The sequence below is a fragment of the Brevibacillus sp. SYP-B805 genome (assembly GCF_011059135.1).
In the GTDB taxonomy this organism is placed as follows: domain Bacteria; phylum Bacillota; class Bacilli; order Brevibacillales; family Brevibacillaceae; genus Brevibacillus_F.
Map to the genome: position 1 here is coordinate 319,515 of NZ_JAALGD010000002.1, position 15,374 is coordinate 334,888.

Sequence of the window (15,374 nt, forward strand, 5' to 3'; positions counted from 1 at the left end):
AAGCAGCCCGGTTATGTAGTTTCCAGCGCGGCCCTTTCCCTGGCTTCCAGGGCCAGCTTGTATTTTTTCTGCGCGTCCTTGAAGGCGACGACCAGCGCTTTCTGCGACTGGCCGAAATAGCGCAGGCGGATTTGGGACTCCACTTCATGCGTGTCCAGAATGGACTGTCCGACAAAGATGGAACGGACGAAATCGGACGTCAGCTGGATCGTAGAGGAGCAACCGGCGTCCACAATCTTGCCGTTTGTTGTATCGACCACGAGTCCGATGAAAAAACCGCTGAACTGCTGCGTAATGGGATTATTGCTCGGCGACTGCGCATCACCGACGAGGTAGACGGTGTCTCGGTCAAACATGCGATACCCTCACTTTGCAGAACGTTTAGGACGATGCGGCGGGATGTTTATCGGGCGGGCAATAAACGGCCGTCCACACGTTAAACGCTTGATTACACTTTATCACAACAGAGCCCTTTTTGCAAATATTTCTGACATCTCCAAAAGGGGGAAAGCCCCGGAGGAGATGCCCAACCGAAAAGATGGCGTGCCCTCCACCAGACCGGTGTCAGGACACGCTTCCCGCGCCTGCTTCCCTTTCATTCCACCATCCCAATTCTGCATAAATATCCTGCATCGCTTCCTCAAATCCCCAGCCGATGCCTGCCGACGCAGAAACGACCGCTTCGATCCGATCTTTGTATTCCTCGATCAGCTCGGTTCCTTCCTCTTTGTTCAGCATGTCAACGACGGCGGAAAACATGCTCACCAGGCTTTGGTAAAAACGATACTCCATCTCTCCATAAACGTTGGCAAATTCCACCCCCATTTCCACATAGAAGAGTTTCAAATCCAACGCATATCTTCGATGCCGCGTGATCTTCTCAAACTCGTCAATGGCCTTCCTCGCCTCACCCAGGCGCAGTTTCCCCACACCCCGGTCAGGAAAAAATTCATCCTTTACTTTTTTCCGGCATTCCAGAAACAGCGCTTCAGCCGCTTCTGCCCCCGCGAATTTGACAGTCAGGAACTGTTCCGTCTGCTTGCTAGCCTTAAAGCAATCGACAAGCAGTTGGACAAGCTCTTGCTGCGTCATTGCTTGCAATTGCTTTTTCAAGGCTGCAGCCGTCAGCTTCGGCGGTTTCGTAGGCGGTGCTTTTTTCTTCTCTTGATATTGGTTCAGTTGGTAGGCCTTTTTCCGCAGCAAAGTATTCACTTTTGAAAGAGAAAATCGGTCCGGATCATACTCTTTCACAACCCAGGGAAGCGCTTTGCTTTGGTTCTCGTCACGCAGATCCGTCAAAAACTCTTGATATCCCCATACTCCTCCGCAATCCTCCGGCGGACAATTTCTCTCCCCTTCCAGACAATAGGGATAAGTTTGGTCGGGTTGTACGGGCAGGATTTTTTCAAGTACGATCCGGTGGCTCCAGCTGTCACCGAAATCATAGAGATATCGCACCTCTTGACCTTCATGCGTGAGATGCTCGTTCAGACGCTGCTTGCTGGCATTCAATACGCGCTTATTCCTCGAGTCCGGGTCAGGCATGGTTATCGTTTTGTCTCCAAAATCAAACGAGTACAAATGCCGATTCTCCCACCCCATGACAATTTGCAGGGTTAGATGAAGCTGGTGAAACGTGATGTTGCTTTTTCAAGAAACCGCCGCCAGACTGAGGGCGATATCCCTTCCCGCCTCTATCAAAGTATCTACCATCACTCTAACCTTACCATTGACAAACATGTAAGAAAACCCCGTCGACTTAAGCTATGCTCAACCCCAAAAAGTGACGTGGACCTTCGATGCTTAATCCGAGTACTTTTTGGGGACCCCTGAACATGCTGTGTCGGTGGGGGCCCCCAACCTTTCCACCTTCGCTTTATCGCTTTAAAGAACTCGATTTCCGATATAACAAAAATAACTCCCTTTTCTTCGAAGCGAAGAAAGGGAGTGCCGGGTGGCGCTGCACACTGGCAAGGAGACGGCGATCCCTGTTCCTGTCAGCGATATACCTGCTTACGGCCGAAGCGAGCGGCTGGGAGTTTCCAAGGTGTTGCCGAGATTGCGGATCTTCAGCGACACACGCATGTCGAACGTCAGGCGCTGAAAGAACTCTTTTGGCCGCTGCCGAATCTCCCGGTACATGGCCGGATCCTTTTTCAATCGTGTGGTCAGGCGAAACAGATCGGAATGATACTTCTTGACCAGTTCCTCCATGGTTCGCTGCAGTCTGCGGGACAAGATGGCGGAGTAGCTGCGCTCCAGCCGCTTGATGTTCTCCGGCTTGTCCATCGCTGCACCCAGGCATTGGTATTCGACAAGCTCCGTCTCCATCTGGATGTCAAACGTAACATGCGGCGTGTTTCCCCGCATGTCTGGCTTGAGCCGGGTTTTCCCGCGTAATACCTGCAGGGCTGCTTGTTTGCCGCCATAACAGGGAAAATGCAAAATCCCGCGCTGGATCTCGTCATGCAGGATGGAGAGATCCGTCAGCTGGCTGCGTGACAGGGTGCCGACCATCTTAAATCCCTCAAACACGGCCGCCCTGTTTATCACAATCTCCTTCTTGTCGTCCAAAGCGACCAACAGCATCAGATAAGGGGTTTTGCCGCGGATATTCTTGCTTACGACGCCCAGATTGGTATCGGGGATCATTAATGTTTCCGTGACGCTATCCGTCAACTGCGCGATGTGAAGGGCCGGGGTCGGTTCGGTGATACTCTGTGTGGTAAAGAACGGCGGCAGCGAACCGGAAAATACGACCATTTCGGTTTTGCGGCGCATCTGCGGAAAGCGTGTAAAAAAGTCGTACAGTTCATTGAATCCCTTTTTTGCCACCTTTTCTCCCATACCGATCAGTTGCAGGTGCGCCAGATTGGGGATGCGGTCGCTGCGGGTGATAATCCGATCAATGCCTTCCGCGATGGACGGCGTTTCAATAGTGAAGTTGGTATACCCTTTGGTTCCCTGCCCCCTCCCTATCATGCCGCCTTGCGTTGGTCCACCGCTCTGGCCGGTCGGCTCCACCACCTGGACGATAAGCTGATACATCCGCATCTCTTTCCCCTGATAACGTGCAGGAGGCAGTTCATCGATGCCGAGCCCGACGATTAGGGCGCGATCCTCCAGTTCCCGGTAATCCCAGCAACCGGCCATCACCATGCCCAGCAGCACCGCAACGACAAGACCGTGAAACCAAAGCATGCGCCGCCTCGTTTTCATCCTGTTTCCCCTATCCGATCCTGTTCGGGCAGCAGATGCAGTTTTCTTCTGATCCAGACTGCCAACAGCAGCAGCAGCGGATATCCGGTTGAAAAGAACAGCCCGACCACGCCCACTTTATCCGTCCAAGCAGCCATTTCTATCAAATTTTGCGGGATCAAAGAAACGGTAAAGACGGCCGGAACCAGCCCTGACAGCCACCAGCGCAGGGTGATGGGGGGGAACATGCGCTGCAGCGTGAACGCCGTGGAGAATAAGGTGACGATATGCGTCGTGTAGGCGAGCGGCAGCCAAAGAATGATCAGGAGCAGCTCCCCGCGCTCCACGAACTGCCGGACCACTTCGATCAATTTGGCCATCGTAATCACCGGATAGGTTTGTGCGATCGCAACATCCACGCCAATCGTCACCAGCGTTCCCAATACGATGAAGGCGTAAAACAAGGCAGTCAGGGCGATGGCGATGCTCCCTCCCAACAGCGCTTTTTCTTTCCGCATGACAAACGGGTAATAAAGGAAAAGGATTTCAAAGCCGAGATAGGAATAGATCGTGGTTGGCAGCGCCTGGAAAACAGGCGCAATTCCCTCCACAAACGGGACGCGCAGCTCGCTCCAATCGGCCTCCAGAAAGGCGAACAGCAGAAAAAACACAATCAACAGGAAGGTGAGCGGCAGTCCGGATTCTTTCAGCCGGATGATCGGCATCAGTCCATCCCAGGAAACGTACACAACCGCGAACAGCATGGTCAGAATAATCACTTCCAGGGGAGTGAACGGCAGCATCTCGGCGCGCACCACCTCCGCCATCGTCCGCACGCCGGTAACGGTAAAAAAGAAAAAGTAACCGGCATATGCCAGATTGAACAAGAAGCCGAGGATGCGGCCAAACGCTTTGGGATTGTATTCGACCAGCGTATCCTGCGGAAACAATCGGGCTGCCCGCACGCTCAGCCACAAGGCGAGAATCGACACGATCCCCGCCAGCAGCACGCTGATCCACGCATCCTCCCGCGCTTTTTCCATCACGCCCCGCGGCAGGGTGATGAAGCCGACGCCGACGATGGTGCCAAAAATCAGGAAGACGAGCTGAAGCGGGCTAATGACAGGGGGATTGCTGCTCTCTTTCACGACGACCCTCCTTCAGGTTAGAGATGATCCGATATTCGTCAATGGCGCCGCGGGCGAACCCTCGTGGACAGCGCCTTCACGCGCTGAAGCGGCTTGAGAAAGGACGGGCGCGAGGTCAACATTTTGTACGAGAGGCGGACGATCGAATCGACCCAGTCCCCCAGCCGCAGCGGGGAAAGCGGTGCCAGGTAAGGAACCCCGAACGACACCAAGCGGGCCAGGTGGGCATGAACCAGAAACAATCCCAGCAAAAAACCGTACAGCCCCAGCATGCTGCTGGAAAGCAGCAGGAAAAAGCGCAGGATTCGGAACGACACGCCAAGCAAATAGACCGGAGCGGTGAACGAAGAGATGGCGGTAAACGCCACGATCACCACCGTAACGGGACTGACCAGATTGGCATTGACGGACGCATCGCCGATCACCAGCCCGCCGACGATGCTGACCGCCTGGCCGATCGGTTTCGGCAGCTTGAGCCCGGCCTCCCGCAGAACCTCGATCATCAGTTCCATGACGAAAATTTCCACCACGATCGGCAGGGCTACCTTGACGCGGGCGGCATCCATCGAGATTACCAACCGCGTGGGAATCAGCTCGGGATTGTAGGCGACGAGGGACAGGTACAGCCCGGGGACGACAATGCTGAACAGGAGCGCCAGCATGCGCACGAAACGGATCAAGGTGGCGTACTGCCAGCTGCTGTAGTAATCGTCTACTGTTTCCAACAGCTGAAAAAAGCTGATGGGGAAGATGAGGGCATGCGCCCCTCCGTCCACCATCAACGCCAGATTGCCTTCCAGCAGGTAGGAACAGGTGGCGTCCGGCCGCTCCGTGGGACGCATCTGGGGAAACAGGGAAAAATTGTTGTCATGGATCAATTCCTGCAGGTGCAGCTGTCCCTGGATGGCATCGACATCGATCCGGGACAGGCGCGATCTCACCTCTTGGACGATCTGTGGGTTGGCGACATCCGCCAGGTAAAAAAGCGCCACTCTCCCGCTCCCGCGCCTCGTCAGCCGCCACTCTTCGACGGAAAGATGGGGATCGCGGAGCCGCTGCCGGATGAGCGTGATATTTGTCGTCAGGTTTTCTACGAAGCTTTCGCGCGGACCGATCACGCTTTGCTCCGTATCGGGCTCATCAATCCCCCGCTTCTCCACCTTTTTCACGTCGATCAGAAGACCCTTTGTTTCTCCTTCCGCGAGCAGCAGCACGTATCCCTGCAGCAGCTGCGAAACAGCCTCATTCCACGCTGCCACTTGATGCGTTTCCCTGAGCACGATGCGGAGTGAGATCTCCTCCATCAAACCGGCTGCCGTCCCTTCCCCGACGCTGGTCCCTGTCCCGCCGTCGGTCACTTCCACGCCGCTCGTCCCTTCCCCAGGGGAGACTGCCCGAAGAGGGTCCACCACCTGTTCGCTCAAGAGCTTGATGTCCACAAGGGTTTCAAAGAAGAACAGAGCGGCCTTCTGTTCCGCGTAAATCAGCCGTCGGGTGACGAAATCCGCATTGTGCCCGAGGCGTTGGCGTATCTCCGCGATGTTCTCTTCCAGGGAGGACGAAAAACGATCCGGGGGAAAAGGAGCGGGTTTTCTCTTTTGCAGCAACCGCTGCAATTTGGTTCGCTTGACTCTCTTCGCTCCGGGCTGCGTAGGTTTCATCGCGCGATTTCCTTTCAATCACTGGCTCCTGTTTGGTTTTTCTAGTATGCCCAAACAGACTGGCAGCATGCGGCAATTCCATCATCATCTGGTAACGGTTTCCTTGCCCTTGTATAATAAGAAGAATCGGATGTGTGCTCATCCCGCTATTCCCCCACATGAAGCAGGAGGCGTTTTCATGCGTCGATTCATTCCGATCATTGTACTCGTGATGCTGGTGACAGGGTGCCAATCACCCGCAGCGTCGGGAATTCTCCCAACCACGGATGAACACATCACCTTGCATGCTTCCTCTGTCCCGGTCGTGACTCCTTCCGTACAAACTGTTGCACCTCCCAAGCAAAGCCCCCGGAAACTGCCGGAGATTCTCTTGGGAACCTTCTCGATTGCGGGCGAAGATGCATTGAATCAAAGAGACGCCGAGGTAACCGCGAAAGGAAACGGCCTCTACCATCTCCATGTGGAGGTTTCGTTCGGATTTACGCACCATGTAGGCAGCATCGATTCAGATTTTACGGTATCCGGCGGACACATCCGTTTCACGGAAAAGGAGTATGAAAAGGTCTCCCTTACCTTCAAAGAAAATCAATTGATCATTGATTATCCCGAAAATACGTTGTTCGGCGGATTAAACGCAGAACCAAAAGGTACCTACTACCTAAAAAATGCCGGCAGTCAGCATGAACCTTTATTTTTTACAAACCTGTACAACGCTGTGAATCTGGAAGACCAATATCGCCATGGGCTTACGGATGTTTTTGTAACGGATATCGCGAACGGAGCAGAGCTTCTTCTTCTGCGTTCCCGAAGCCGTGAGAATCACTCCGCTTATGTTCTGGATCAGGTCGTCGTATATGATGAAGCGAAGAAGGCGTTCACCGCCATCGGTGAAATCGACCCGCAGGATACCGGTAACATGTATGATCAATTGCTGGCGTTGGGATTCTCCAGGGATACGATCTATCGGACATTGCGAAAGGATGAATTTGATCGCTATCAGGAAGTATTGATGGATCGTTTTGACTCAGGTAAACCAAATCCTGCAGAAGAATTATTGACAGAAGAAGAAGCCTTTTACATCGCCACTGGGGAAAAGCACACCACTCAAATCATCCAAAACCGTCGGGATCAAAACAACATGGGTTCCATCTTTCACACGGAAGTGGATCATGCAGACGGGAAAGAGGTGGTGATTCACATATACGAGGAGGTACGCAATGGAAACGATGACCAGCATACCGCAACAACCGATTGGCTGTATGTAGACCGGATAACAGGGAAAGTGACCAGTTTCTTGGAGAAGAACGATTGAACCGGTTGCTGCGAACAAAAAAAAAATCTCCCTGCCTTCTGTCCGAAGAAAGGGAGTGCTGGGTGGGCTGGGTTCAAATCTCTAATTCTCCAAGTCGAACAAGTTCGACCACCGCTTGAGACCGACCTTTTACACCTAATTTTTGCATGACGTTTGAAATGTGATTGCGAACGGTTTTTTCGCTGATGAAGAGTTGTCCGGCTATCTCTTTGGTTGTTTTGTCCTGGACCAAGAGTTCGAACACTTCTCTTTCGCGATTCGTTAATAACGGCTTGGTTTGGTCGCTACCCTTCAATCGTGCCACCCCTCCTTGTGGGCTCTACAGGAACAAGGTTGAGGGATACAGTCACCTTATCCTATGTAGCGGAGTGGGTGATGGTGCCGGAGTATAAGGGATTTTAGGCTTTTGCCTTATACTCTATTCCGGAAATGGGCAATGGGTTCCAATAATGCCGCAGCGAGTAACGGCGGGCGCCGGAACGCAAAAACGGGCGTGGCAGCCCCCCTAAAGAAAAACGCCCTGCGTATGGCGGGCGCTACCTTCAGTGTGCAACTGTTTGCCGCAGTCAGGACAACGCAATGACGTGGATTTCCAAGCGGCCCAAATCTCCAAGATTTAACGGGACAGCCAGCGCTTTTCCGGATGACGGCAGCGCCTCTTGATTCTGGACGAGCTGCGGGGGGGTGATGTCGATCGATACCCCCTGGTTGAACAACAGCGTGCTGGCGTTGCCGGAAATCATGTTGCCCAGCTCCGATATCGCGCTCTTGCCGATCTCATCCAGCTCGCTGATCGGAAATCCCCCCATCATGGCAGACACAACGCGTAGGGCAACCTCATGATGAAGGCCGAAGATGACATCGCCTTCCAACTGTCCGGTCAGGCCGATCCTGATCCAGATGTGATCTTCGGAATAGGCCACATCCTTGATACCCAATTCACCGCGGGTGATGGTCACGTTGCAGATCTGTTGAATCACGGTAGCGGCCGATTCCAGAAAGGGATGAATGTACTGAGCGTTCATGCTAAACAATTCCTTTCTTGGCTGATTATCCCTGCTAGGCTCATTATAGTGTCGAATTTTCGGAGAAACAAGCATTTTTCGTCGACTGCCTATGTATGCAGGAGCCTGATGGGGACGTGCGGGAACAGCCGACTGATTTCGACAACCTCTTCGGTGAGGTAAATCTCTGTACAATGGCGCAGATCGAGCGCAGGTACCCCCACTTCATGGCGGCTCAGCTGCCAGAGCGGATCGGGCAGATGGGCAAACCCAAAGACGGTATCTCCGAAGGCAAGGCATTCCCGGATACATTGTTCCACCGGATATGCTGTACCCGCTTCCAACAGGTGAACCGGTTCCAGCCCAAACTGTGCCAGAAGATGGAAGCGGTCGGACATCTGCTCCCGGCTTTTGCGGGAGATCCCGCGGCGCGGAGAAAGAATCGGATAATCCTGATATACATATTCCCATTTGATTCCATGATAAAACATGTTTTCCCCCCTTTTCAGCCAAACATGTTCCCACCCGGCCATGGCGCTGCGCGCGGGTGGGAATCACGTTCGGGAAGCGGATCGATCAATCCTGCCGGCCGGCTGCACGGACACCCTGCACCGGCACGCTGGCACGCACATCCCTCCCCAAGATGTCCCTGCCGACGATGATCACTTTTTCCTTTCCTTCCGTCACTTCCGGCAGAAGCAGGCGGAATTCATTCCGGTCGTTGACATCACCCTGCAGCCGTTTCTCCCTGTAATAGAACTGGAGCTGTACCGGAAGCTGGCCGTTTACCCTGCCCCGAATCACCAACGGTTTGCCGGCCACCCCTTCATAGCCGGGCTGTGCCACATGCATGGTCGGGGCAGGCAGCGTTTTTGCCTGATAGGTGAAGCGCTGTTCCCCGTGGTGCAGAACCAGGGTGCCGGCGTTCGTATCCACATACGCATGGATCGACAGCGTTGATTGGTTTCCCGCCCCGTCGGCCCCTTCCACCAACAGCCGGTTCTCCCCCTGCTTCAGCGGGAGAGGATGGACGAACTGCTTGTGGACGGCTTTCTCCAGCTGATCCTCTTCCCAGCTGGCAATGATCTGGCCGTTTACCTTGACGTGCCCTTTGTAGGTGGCATCCCGGTACTGCAGGCGCAGCGGCAGCAGCATCCGTTTGGCGGAGGGGTCGAAATACAGCTCTTCGGAGCCGTCGTTCAGCAAATGAAGCTGCGGGGGTGTCATGTCAACGATCACCCGCTGGGTAAACTGGCGGCTGTTGCCGTACATGTCCGTCGCCTGGTAGGTGACGTAGTGCAGTCCCTCGGGGAGCGGCAGCACCGTTTCAAACGAACCTTCCTCGTCCACCTTCACGGGGGTTTGGTTGATCGTCAGCCTGACCCGGTCCAGCATATCTTCGCCCCTGATCCGGCCCTGGACCGGGACGTACGGCCGGTTGGTCAGGAGAATGGCGTCGAACAGATCGTGCGGAAACGCGACGAGCGGCGGGTCGATGTCGCTCTTGCCGTTCACATGGACCGCCGTCACGTTGCCGGCGAAATCATAGGCCACCAGCGTGATATGTTTGCGGGGCTGGCTGATCAGGGCGCTGTGTTCCGCAGCCGAATAGGGGCCGCCTTTCTTCTTCCCGTCCTCGTACAGGAGGTAGCCCTGCACATCCTTGTCCCGGGTTGACCAGCGGACGCGGCTGCCGTCCAGCGAAGCGGTCACGGTCGGGGCCCGGGTGTCCACATGGATGGGCAGAAGCATCGTTTGCCAGTCGGCATGGCGGCCGTCGATCCTGGCCCGAATCTGAAAGTAGTATGAACCGTCCGGTACCTGCTTGTACTCCCCTTTCTCCGGGACGTACATCCTGCCGTCCCAGCCCCATTCTTCCTTCTCTGTGTAGTAATAGGGAATGCCCAGCCTGGACTGGTCGTATTTGGTCACTTTTTCGTCCTTGGCGAGGGAACGGATCACTTTGCCCTCGCTGTCAATCACATCGATGGTCACCTGCTTTGCATTGCGCAAAAAGGTGACGGACGGCGCGGCCACATCATAATGGCCGTCTCCATTGGGCGAAAACGCGATGCGGGCCGGATCGATCAGTACATTGCCGTCCCCGTCCACGCCGGTTACCCCGAGATAGTCGCGGTATCTCCACTTGTCGTTCTCCTTGTCGTGATACCAGGTGGTTTTCACGCCCGTCCGTTTTTCCTGGCTGCCCGCTTCCCACATCGGCGCATCCATGATCCGGGGTTCGTCCCACTCGCCGTAAAATCCGTAATACGGCACATGCAGTTCGGGCAGATCGGACCCGGTCGGCACAAACGACAGAAATCCCTCCGCGAAGATGTTGCGGGGAGCGCTGGCGGGAATCGAGAGCGTCACCTTCACTTCCTGCTTCTGCCCGGGCGCGACGGTCACCTGCCGGGGCTGGATCTCCAGCCTGGCCCCCGGGAGCGGTGTCTCCCGCAGCCAGTTCACCCCTTCGCGGCGCAGATCCGTCAGCACGCCGAACATGTCGCGCACGGCATAGGTAAGCGGCTTCGTACCAAATTTGTTCTCCACGAACAGGGAGAACGTGGCCGACGCGCCCACTTCCCCCATAGAGACACCTGCCTTTCCTTTGCGGTCCGTCACGATCACCGGGGTTTGGATCGCTTTGGCCGTCTGGATCATCCCCGCCCCCTGCACGCGGGGGGAGTATGGAAGCGAACCCGGCTGATGGCCGACGGAGGCCGCAGCGGTCTCGCGGGGGTCCATCAGGGGGAGAGCGGTGTTCATCGCAGCCGCTTTCAATGTTTCCACCAAGGCTCTGCCCTGCAGATTGCGCCCCAGCTTCTGATACCCCTGTTTCATCAACGCCATGGCGCCCGCGACATGCGGGGTAGCCATGGAGGTGCCGCTTTTCACGGCATAATCCGCCTCCCGCACGGTGGAAAGAATCCCTCCGCCCGGCGCCGTAATCTCCGGCTTGAACTGAAGATCGGGCGTCGGCCCCCAGGAGGAGAAGGAAGAGATGATGCCGCCATTTGGATACGGCATGGGGTTTTGCCCATACTGGCCGTCAAAGGTGACCGTCACCGTTTTCCCCTTTTTCAGGGCGTTGGCCAGGGTTTCGCCCTGCTGCTTCAGAATGGAGACGGCCGGAATGTTTTTGCTCTCGGCCGCGCTGATCATGAGCGGCCCCGCCTCGTTGTTGTAAACGATCACGCCCGCCGCACCCGCTTCCCGCGCAATCCGCAGCTTTTCGTCGAAGGTGATTTCGCCGCGTTCCACGAGGACCACTTTGCCCTTGACGGAGATCGTATAGTCTTCCCTTTTTCCTTTCCCCATGTATACCAGCGGATGGGGGCGAGCGAGCGATTGGGTCGGCTGCAGCGGTTCGCCCGCCGACACATGGGCCGGCAGATAGACGATCCGGTCCAGGGCGTCGACGCCGTTCACGGCGAAGCCGACGCCCGCCAAGGTGGTGGAATTGGCAGAGGCAACGGACAGGGCGTCCGGAGCCAGCCCCGGTGAGCCTACCATCGCGGTGTCAGGGTTCTGCTCCAGCACCTTGTCGCTGCCGAAATACCCGTCGTTGCCGGCGGCCGCCACGACCACCACCCCATTGTCGACAGCCCGCTTGATCGCATACTGCTCGGTATTCGTCTCATCCACGTATCCGGCCGAAGAGCCGAGGCTCAGATTGATCACATCCGCTTTTTTGGCGATGGAGTCATTGATGGCGAACAGAATGGATTCGCTCAAACCCGGCAGTTCCCCCTGATAGTTGCTGAACACTTTCTGGCTCAACAGCTGCGCTTCGGGGGCAACTCCCTTTATCTTGCCGTTGCCCGCGACGATGCCGGCCACGTGCATGCCGTGCTGCGCCTCTCCCACATCGGCGGTAACCTGGTTGCGATCCGCCCAGTTGTACCCCGGGATCACTTTTTGGGTGGAGCCCGATTTCTGCTGGGCCAACCGTTTGTCGCGCGGCGGCGGCAGATCGGGATGCCGGGGGTTGATCCCCGTGTCGACGATGGAGATCAGCATCCCTTCTCCTTTCAGCCCGAACTGGTCCCATACTTTTGGCGCTTCGATCATCTCCAGGCTTGACCTCGGCCCCTCCTTTACCTGTTCCCCCAGCACGGTTTCCCCGAGTCGGCTCCATTCGTCGGCAGCAGACGCCCTCCGCTTTGCGCCGTTTCCCTGCAAAAAAGGGCTGCCTGCGCCATGCAGATCAGCCATCACCTGTCGGGTAAAAGACGCTGCCGCATCCACGCTGTTCGTTCCCCCGGCCACTGCGGCCGCCAGCGGAGCGGGCATGGTTATGGAAAGCATCAGATACCACAAAGCCGTTCCCGCACAGATCAATCGCTTTTCCATCGCAACCTCCTCGAGCAGAATTTGTCCCATTTCCAACAGTTTTCCTTTGGAGGATGAATGGTATGCAAAACAGCCTGGCTTTCCACAGAAAGGAAAACCAGGCTGTTTCTTGCTGCCAGCGCCGGGCGTGAGCCGACTTGTCCCGCCCGTCGTCCGGGCAGGGGGCATCCCGCATCAGGAGAAGAAGAACTTCTTGATGGCGTATTTGGTTGTCTCTTTGTTCATATGGGCAATCGACGTGGTGAGCGGAATGCCTTTCGGGCAGGCCTGCACGCAGTTTTGCGAGTTCCCGCACTCCTGAATGCCGCCCTCCTCCATCAAGGCTTCCAGACGTTCGTGTTTGTTCATTTGACCGGTCGGATGCGTGTTGAACAGGCGCACCTGCGAAATTGCAAACGGACCGATAAACGGCGACTTGGCGTTCACGTTCGGGCAGGCTTCCAGGCAGACGCCGCAGGTCATGCACTTGGAAAGCTCATAGGCCCACTGGCGGTCCACCTCCGGCATGCGGGGACCCGGACCGAGATCGTGGGTGCCGTCGATCGGAATCCATGCCTTGACGCGCTTCAGGGCATCAAACATGCGGCTGCGGTCCACCGACAGGTCGCGCTGCACCGGGAATGTGCGCATCGGCTCCAGGCGGATCGGCTGTTCCAGCTTGTCGATCAGGGCGGTGCAGGCCTGACGCGGCTTGCCGTTGATCACCATGGAACAGGCACCGCACACTTCTTCCAGGCAGTTGGATTCCCAGGTGACCGGAGACGTTTTCTGGCCGGCCGCGTTAACCGGATTCCGCTGGATTTCCATCAGGGCAGAAATCACGTTCATGTTGGGACGATACGGAATCTTGAATTCCTCTTTGTAAGGAGTGCTGTCAGGCGTGTCCTGACGGGTGATGATCAAGTGAATGAATTTGTCCGACATGATCAATGCCCTCCTTTCTTGTTCTGGGTGTAGTCGCGTTTACGCGGCGGAATCAGCGAAATGTCCACGTCCTCGTAATAGATGTCAGGAGCCAGCGTTTCCGGATTGAACTTCGCCATGGTCGTTTTCAGGAACTGCTCGTCGTTGCGCTCGGGGAATTCGGGTTTGTAGTGAGCACCGCGGCTCTCGTTGCGCAGCAGGGCGCCGATGGTGATCACGCGGGCAAGGATCAGCATGTTCCAAAGATGGCGGGTAAACGTTGCACCGGAGTTGCTCCAACGCTGGGTATCGTTGATGTTGATGCGCTTGTAGCGCTCCATCAGTTCCTGAATCTTCTCGTCCGTCTTTTTCAGACGGTCATTGTAGCGCACCACCGTTACGTTATCGGTCATCCATTCGCCCAGTTCGCGGTGGATCAGGTAGGCGTTTTCCGTACCGTCCATCTTCAGGATGTTGTCGAATTTCTCCTGTTCTTTTTTCGTATAAGCGTCGAACATGGCGCTGGACAAGGCTTCAGACGTTTTTTCCAGGCCGTTGATATACTCGATCGCCTTCGGCCCCGCAACCATGCCGCCGTAGATGGCCGACAGGAGCGAGTTGGCGCCGAGACGGTTGGCCCCGTGCTGCGAATAATCGCACTCACCGGCAGCGAAGAGACCCGGGATGTTGGTCATCTGGTTGTAATCGACCCACATGCCGCCCATGGAGTAGTGAACGGCCGGGAAGATTCTCATCGGCACCTTGCGCGGATCTTCGCCCATGAATTTTTCATAGATTTCGATGATGCCGCCGAGCTTCACATCCAGCTCTTTCGGATCCTTGTGCGACAGGTCCAGGTAGACCATGTTCTCGCCGTTGATCCCCAGCTTCAAGTCTACACACACATGGAAAATTTCGCGTGTAGCGATATCCCGCGGCACCAGGTTGCCGTATGCCGGGTATTTTTCTTCCAGGAAGTACCACGGTTTTCCGTCTTTGTAAGTCCAGATGCGTCCGCCCTCGCCGCGAGCCGACTCGGACATCAGGCGCAGCTTGTCGTCGCCCGGGATGGCAGTCGGGTGAATCTGGATGAATTCCCCGTTGGCATAGATAACGCCCTGCTGATACGCCGCCGATGCCGCCGTACCGGTATTGATGATGGAGTTGGTCGATTTGCCGAAGATGATCCCCGGGCCGCCGGTCGCCAGAATGACGGCATCCGCCGGGAACGACACGATTTCGCTGGTACGCAGGTTTTGGGCCGTAATCCCGCGGCAAACGCCCGCATCATCCAGGACAATGCCAAGGAAATCCCAATACTCGTATTTCTTTACCAAACCTTCTGTTTCGAAGCGGCGCACCTGTTCGTCCAGCGCATAGAGAAGCTGCTGGCCCGTCGTCGCGCCGGCAAACGCAGTGCGGTGGTGTTTGGTTCCCCCGAAACGGCGGAAGTCCAGGAGACCCTCCGGCGTCCGGTTAAACATGACGCCCATCCGGTCGAGCATGTAGATAATCCCCGGTGCCGCATCACACATCGCTTTCACCGGCGGTTGGTTGGCCAGGAAGTCGCCGCCGTAAATCGTATCGTCAAAGTGCTCCCAGGTGGAGTCGCCTTCCCCTTTGGTATTCACCGCGCCGTTGATCCCGCCCTGGGCACAGACGGAGTGGGAGCGTTTCACGGGAACGAGGGAGAACAGCTCTACGGGAACGCCTTTCTCTGCTGCTTTGATTGTCGCCATCAAGCCGGCCAGACCGCCGCCGACGATGATCAGTTTGCCTTTAGCCATTGCGA

12 protein-coding genes are annotated in these 15,374 nt (G+C 56.1%); 1 reads left to right on the forward strand and 11 read right to left on the reverse strand.

What is annotated here, in order from left to right:
- Positions 1-11: 11 nt before the first annotated feature.
- The 5 genes from G3578_RS04300 to G3578_RS04320 form a co-directional block, all read right to left on the reverse strand.
- Entirely contained in the window at positions 12-356 is a 345-nt protein-coding gene (locus G3578_RS04300) for a DUF3870 domain-containing protein (RefSeq protein ID WP_165209006.1), read from the reverse strand.
- A 208-nt stretch (positions 357-564) separates the two neighbouring features.
- Positions 565-1,602 carry a plasmid pRiA4b ORF-3 family protein gene (locus G3578_RS21260; protein WP_165209363.1) on the reverse strand — a complete coding sequence of 346 codons (1,038 nt, stop codon included), beginning with the start codon at positions 1,600-1,602 and terminating at the stop codon, positions 565-567.
- Between the two features lie 411 nt (positions 1,603-2,013).
- Positions 2,014-3,201, reverse strand: a complete 1,188-nt coding sequence (locus tag G3578_RS04310; RefSeq protein WP_165209009.1) for a Ger(x)C family spore germination protein — start codon at positions 3,199-3,201, stop codon at positions 2,014-2,016.
- Between the two features lie 14 nt (positions 3,202-3,215).
- The gene (locus G3578_RS04315; RefSeq protein WP_165209011.1) at positions 3,216-4,346 is read right to left on the reverse strand and encodes a GerAB/ArcD/ProY family transporter; all 1,131 of its coding nucleotides are present in this window, start codon (positions 4,344-4,346) and stop codon (positions 3,216-3,218) included.
- Positions 4,347-4,384: 38 nt separating this feature from the next.
- A complete protein-coding gene (locus G3578_RS04320; RefSeq protein ID WP_165209013.1) occupies positions 4,385-6,007 on the reverse strand; it encodes a spore germination protein in 1,623 nt (540 codons plus the stop codon).
- Between the two features lie 46 nt (positions 6,008-6,053).
- On the opposite strand from G3578_RS04320, the gene G3578_RS04325 reads away from it, so the two are divergent.
- On the forward strand, positions 6,054-7,319 hold the full coding sequence (locus G3578_RS04325) for a putative periplasmic lipoprotein (RefSeq protein ID WP_165209016.1): 1,266 nt from the start codon (positions 6,054-6,056) through the stop codon (positions 7,317-7,319).
- Between the two features lie 73 nt (positions 7,320-7,392).
- Here G3578_RS04325 and G3578_RS04330 read toward each other — a convergent pair whose 3' ends face one another.
- The 6 genes from G3578_RS04330 to sdhA form a co-directional block, all read right to left on the reverse strand.
- Positions 7,393-7,614, reverse strand: a complete 222-nt coding sequence (locus tag G3578_RS04330; protein WP_003387736.1) for a helix-turn-helix domain-containing protein — start codon at positions 7,612-7,614, stop codon at positions 7,393-7,395.
- 271 nt (positions 7,615-7,885) lie between these two features.
- Positions 7,886-8,344 carry a chemotaxis protein CheX gene (locus G3578_RS04335; protein ID WP_165209019.1) on the reverse strand — a complete coding sequence of 153 codons (459 nt, stop codon included), beginning with the start codon at positions 8,342-8,344 and terminating at the stop codon, positions 7,886-7,888.
- 89 nt (positions 8,345-8,433) lie between these two features.
- Positions 8,434-8,814 carry a hypothetical protein gene (locus G3578_RS04340; RefSeq protein ID WP_165209022.1) on the reverse strand — a complete coding sequence of 127 codons (381 nt, stop codon included), beginning with the start codon at positions 8,812-8,814 and terminating at the stop codon, positions 8,434-8,436.
- A gap of 85 nt (positions 8,815-8,899) precedes the next feature.
- Positions 8,900-12,679 carry a S8 family serine peptidase gene (locus G3578_RS21130; RefSeq protein ID WP_277603115.1) on the reverse strand — a complete coding sequence of 1,260 codons (3,780 nt, stop codon included), beginning with the start codon at positions 12,677-12,679 and terminating at the stop codon, positions 8,900-8,902.
- A gap of 174 nt (positions 12,680-12,853) precedes the next feature.
- Positions 12,854-13,606, reverse strand: a complete 753-nt coding sequence (gene sdhB / locus G3578_RS04350; protein WP_481752718.1) for a succinate dehydrogenase iron-sulfur subunit — start codon at positions 13,604-13,606, stop codon at positions 12,854-12,856.
- Positions 13,606-15,369, reverse strand: coding sequence for a succinate dehydrogenase flavoprotein subunit (sdhA, locus tag G3578_RS04355; RefSeq protein WP_165209028.1), 1,764 nt, complete (start codon positions 15,367-15,369; stop codon positions 13,606-13,608). Before sdhA ends, sdhB begins: the two co-directional genes overlap by 1 nt.
- Positions 15,370-15,374 lie beyond the last annotated feature (5 nt).

What these genes read in the sequence shown, in the direction of transcription:
- G3578_RS04300 (WP_165209006.1), bottom strand. Translation starts at nt 356, where the DNA reads ATGTTTGACCGAGACACCGTCTACCTCGTCGGTGATGCGCAGTCGCCG.
- G3578_RS21260 (WP_165209363.1), bottom strand. Translation starts at nt 1,602, where the DNA reads ATGGGGTGGGAGAATCGGCATTTGTACTCGTTTGATTTTGGAGACAAA.
- G3578_RS04310 (WP_165209009.1), bottom strand. Translation starts at nt 3,201, where the DNA reads ATGCTTTGGTTTCACGGTCTTGTCGTTGCGGTGCTGCTGGGCATGGTG.
- G3578_RS04320 (WP_165209013.1), bottom strand. Translation starts at nt 6,007, where the DNA reads ATGAAACCTACGCAGCCCGGAGCGAAGAGAGTCAAGCGAACCAAATTG.
- G3578_RS04325 (WP_165209016.1), top strand. Translation starts at nt 6,054, where the DNA reads ATGCCCAAACAGACTGGCAGCATGCGGCAATTCCATCATCATCTGGTA.
- G3578_RS04335 (WP_165209019.1), bottom strand. Translation starts at nt 8,344, where the DNA reads ATGAACGCTCAGTACATTCATCCCTTTCTGGAATCGGCCGCTACCGTG.
- G3578_RS04340 (WP_165209022.1), bottom strand. Translation starts at nt 8,814, where the DNA reads ATGTTTTATCATGGAATCAAATGGGAATATGTATATCAGGATTATCCG.
- G3578_RS21130 (WP_277603115.1), bottom strand. Translation starts at nt 12,679, where the DNA reads ATGGAAAAGCGATTGATCTGTGCGGGAACGGCTTTGTGGTATCTGATG.
- sdhA (WP_165209028.1), bottom strand. Translation starts at nt 15,369, where the DNA reads ATGGCTAAAGGCAAACTGATCATCGTCGGCGGCGGTCTGGCCGGCTTG.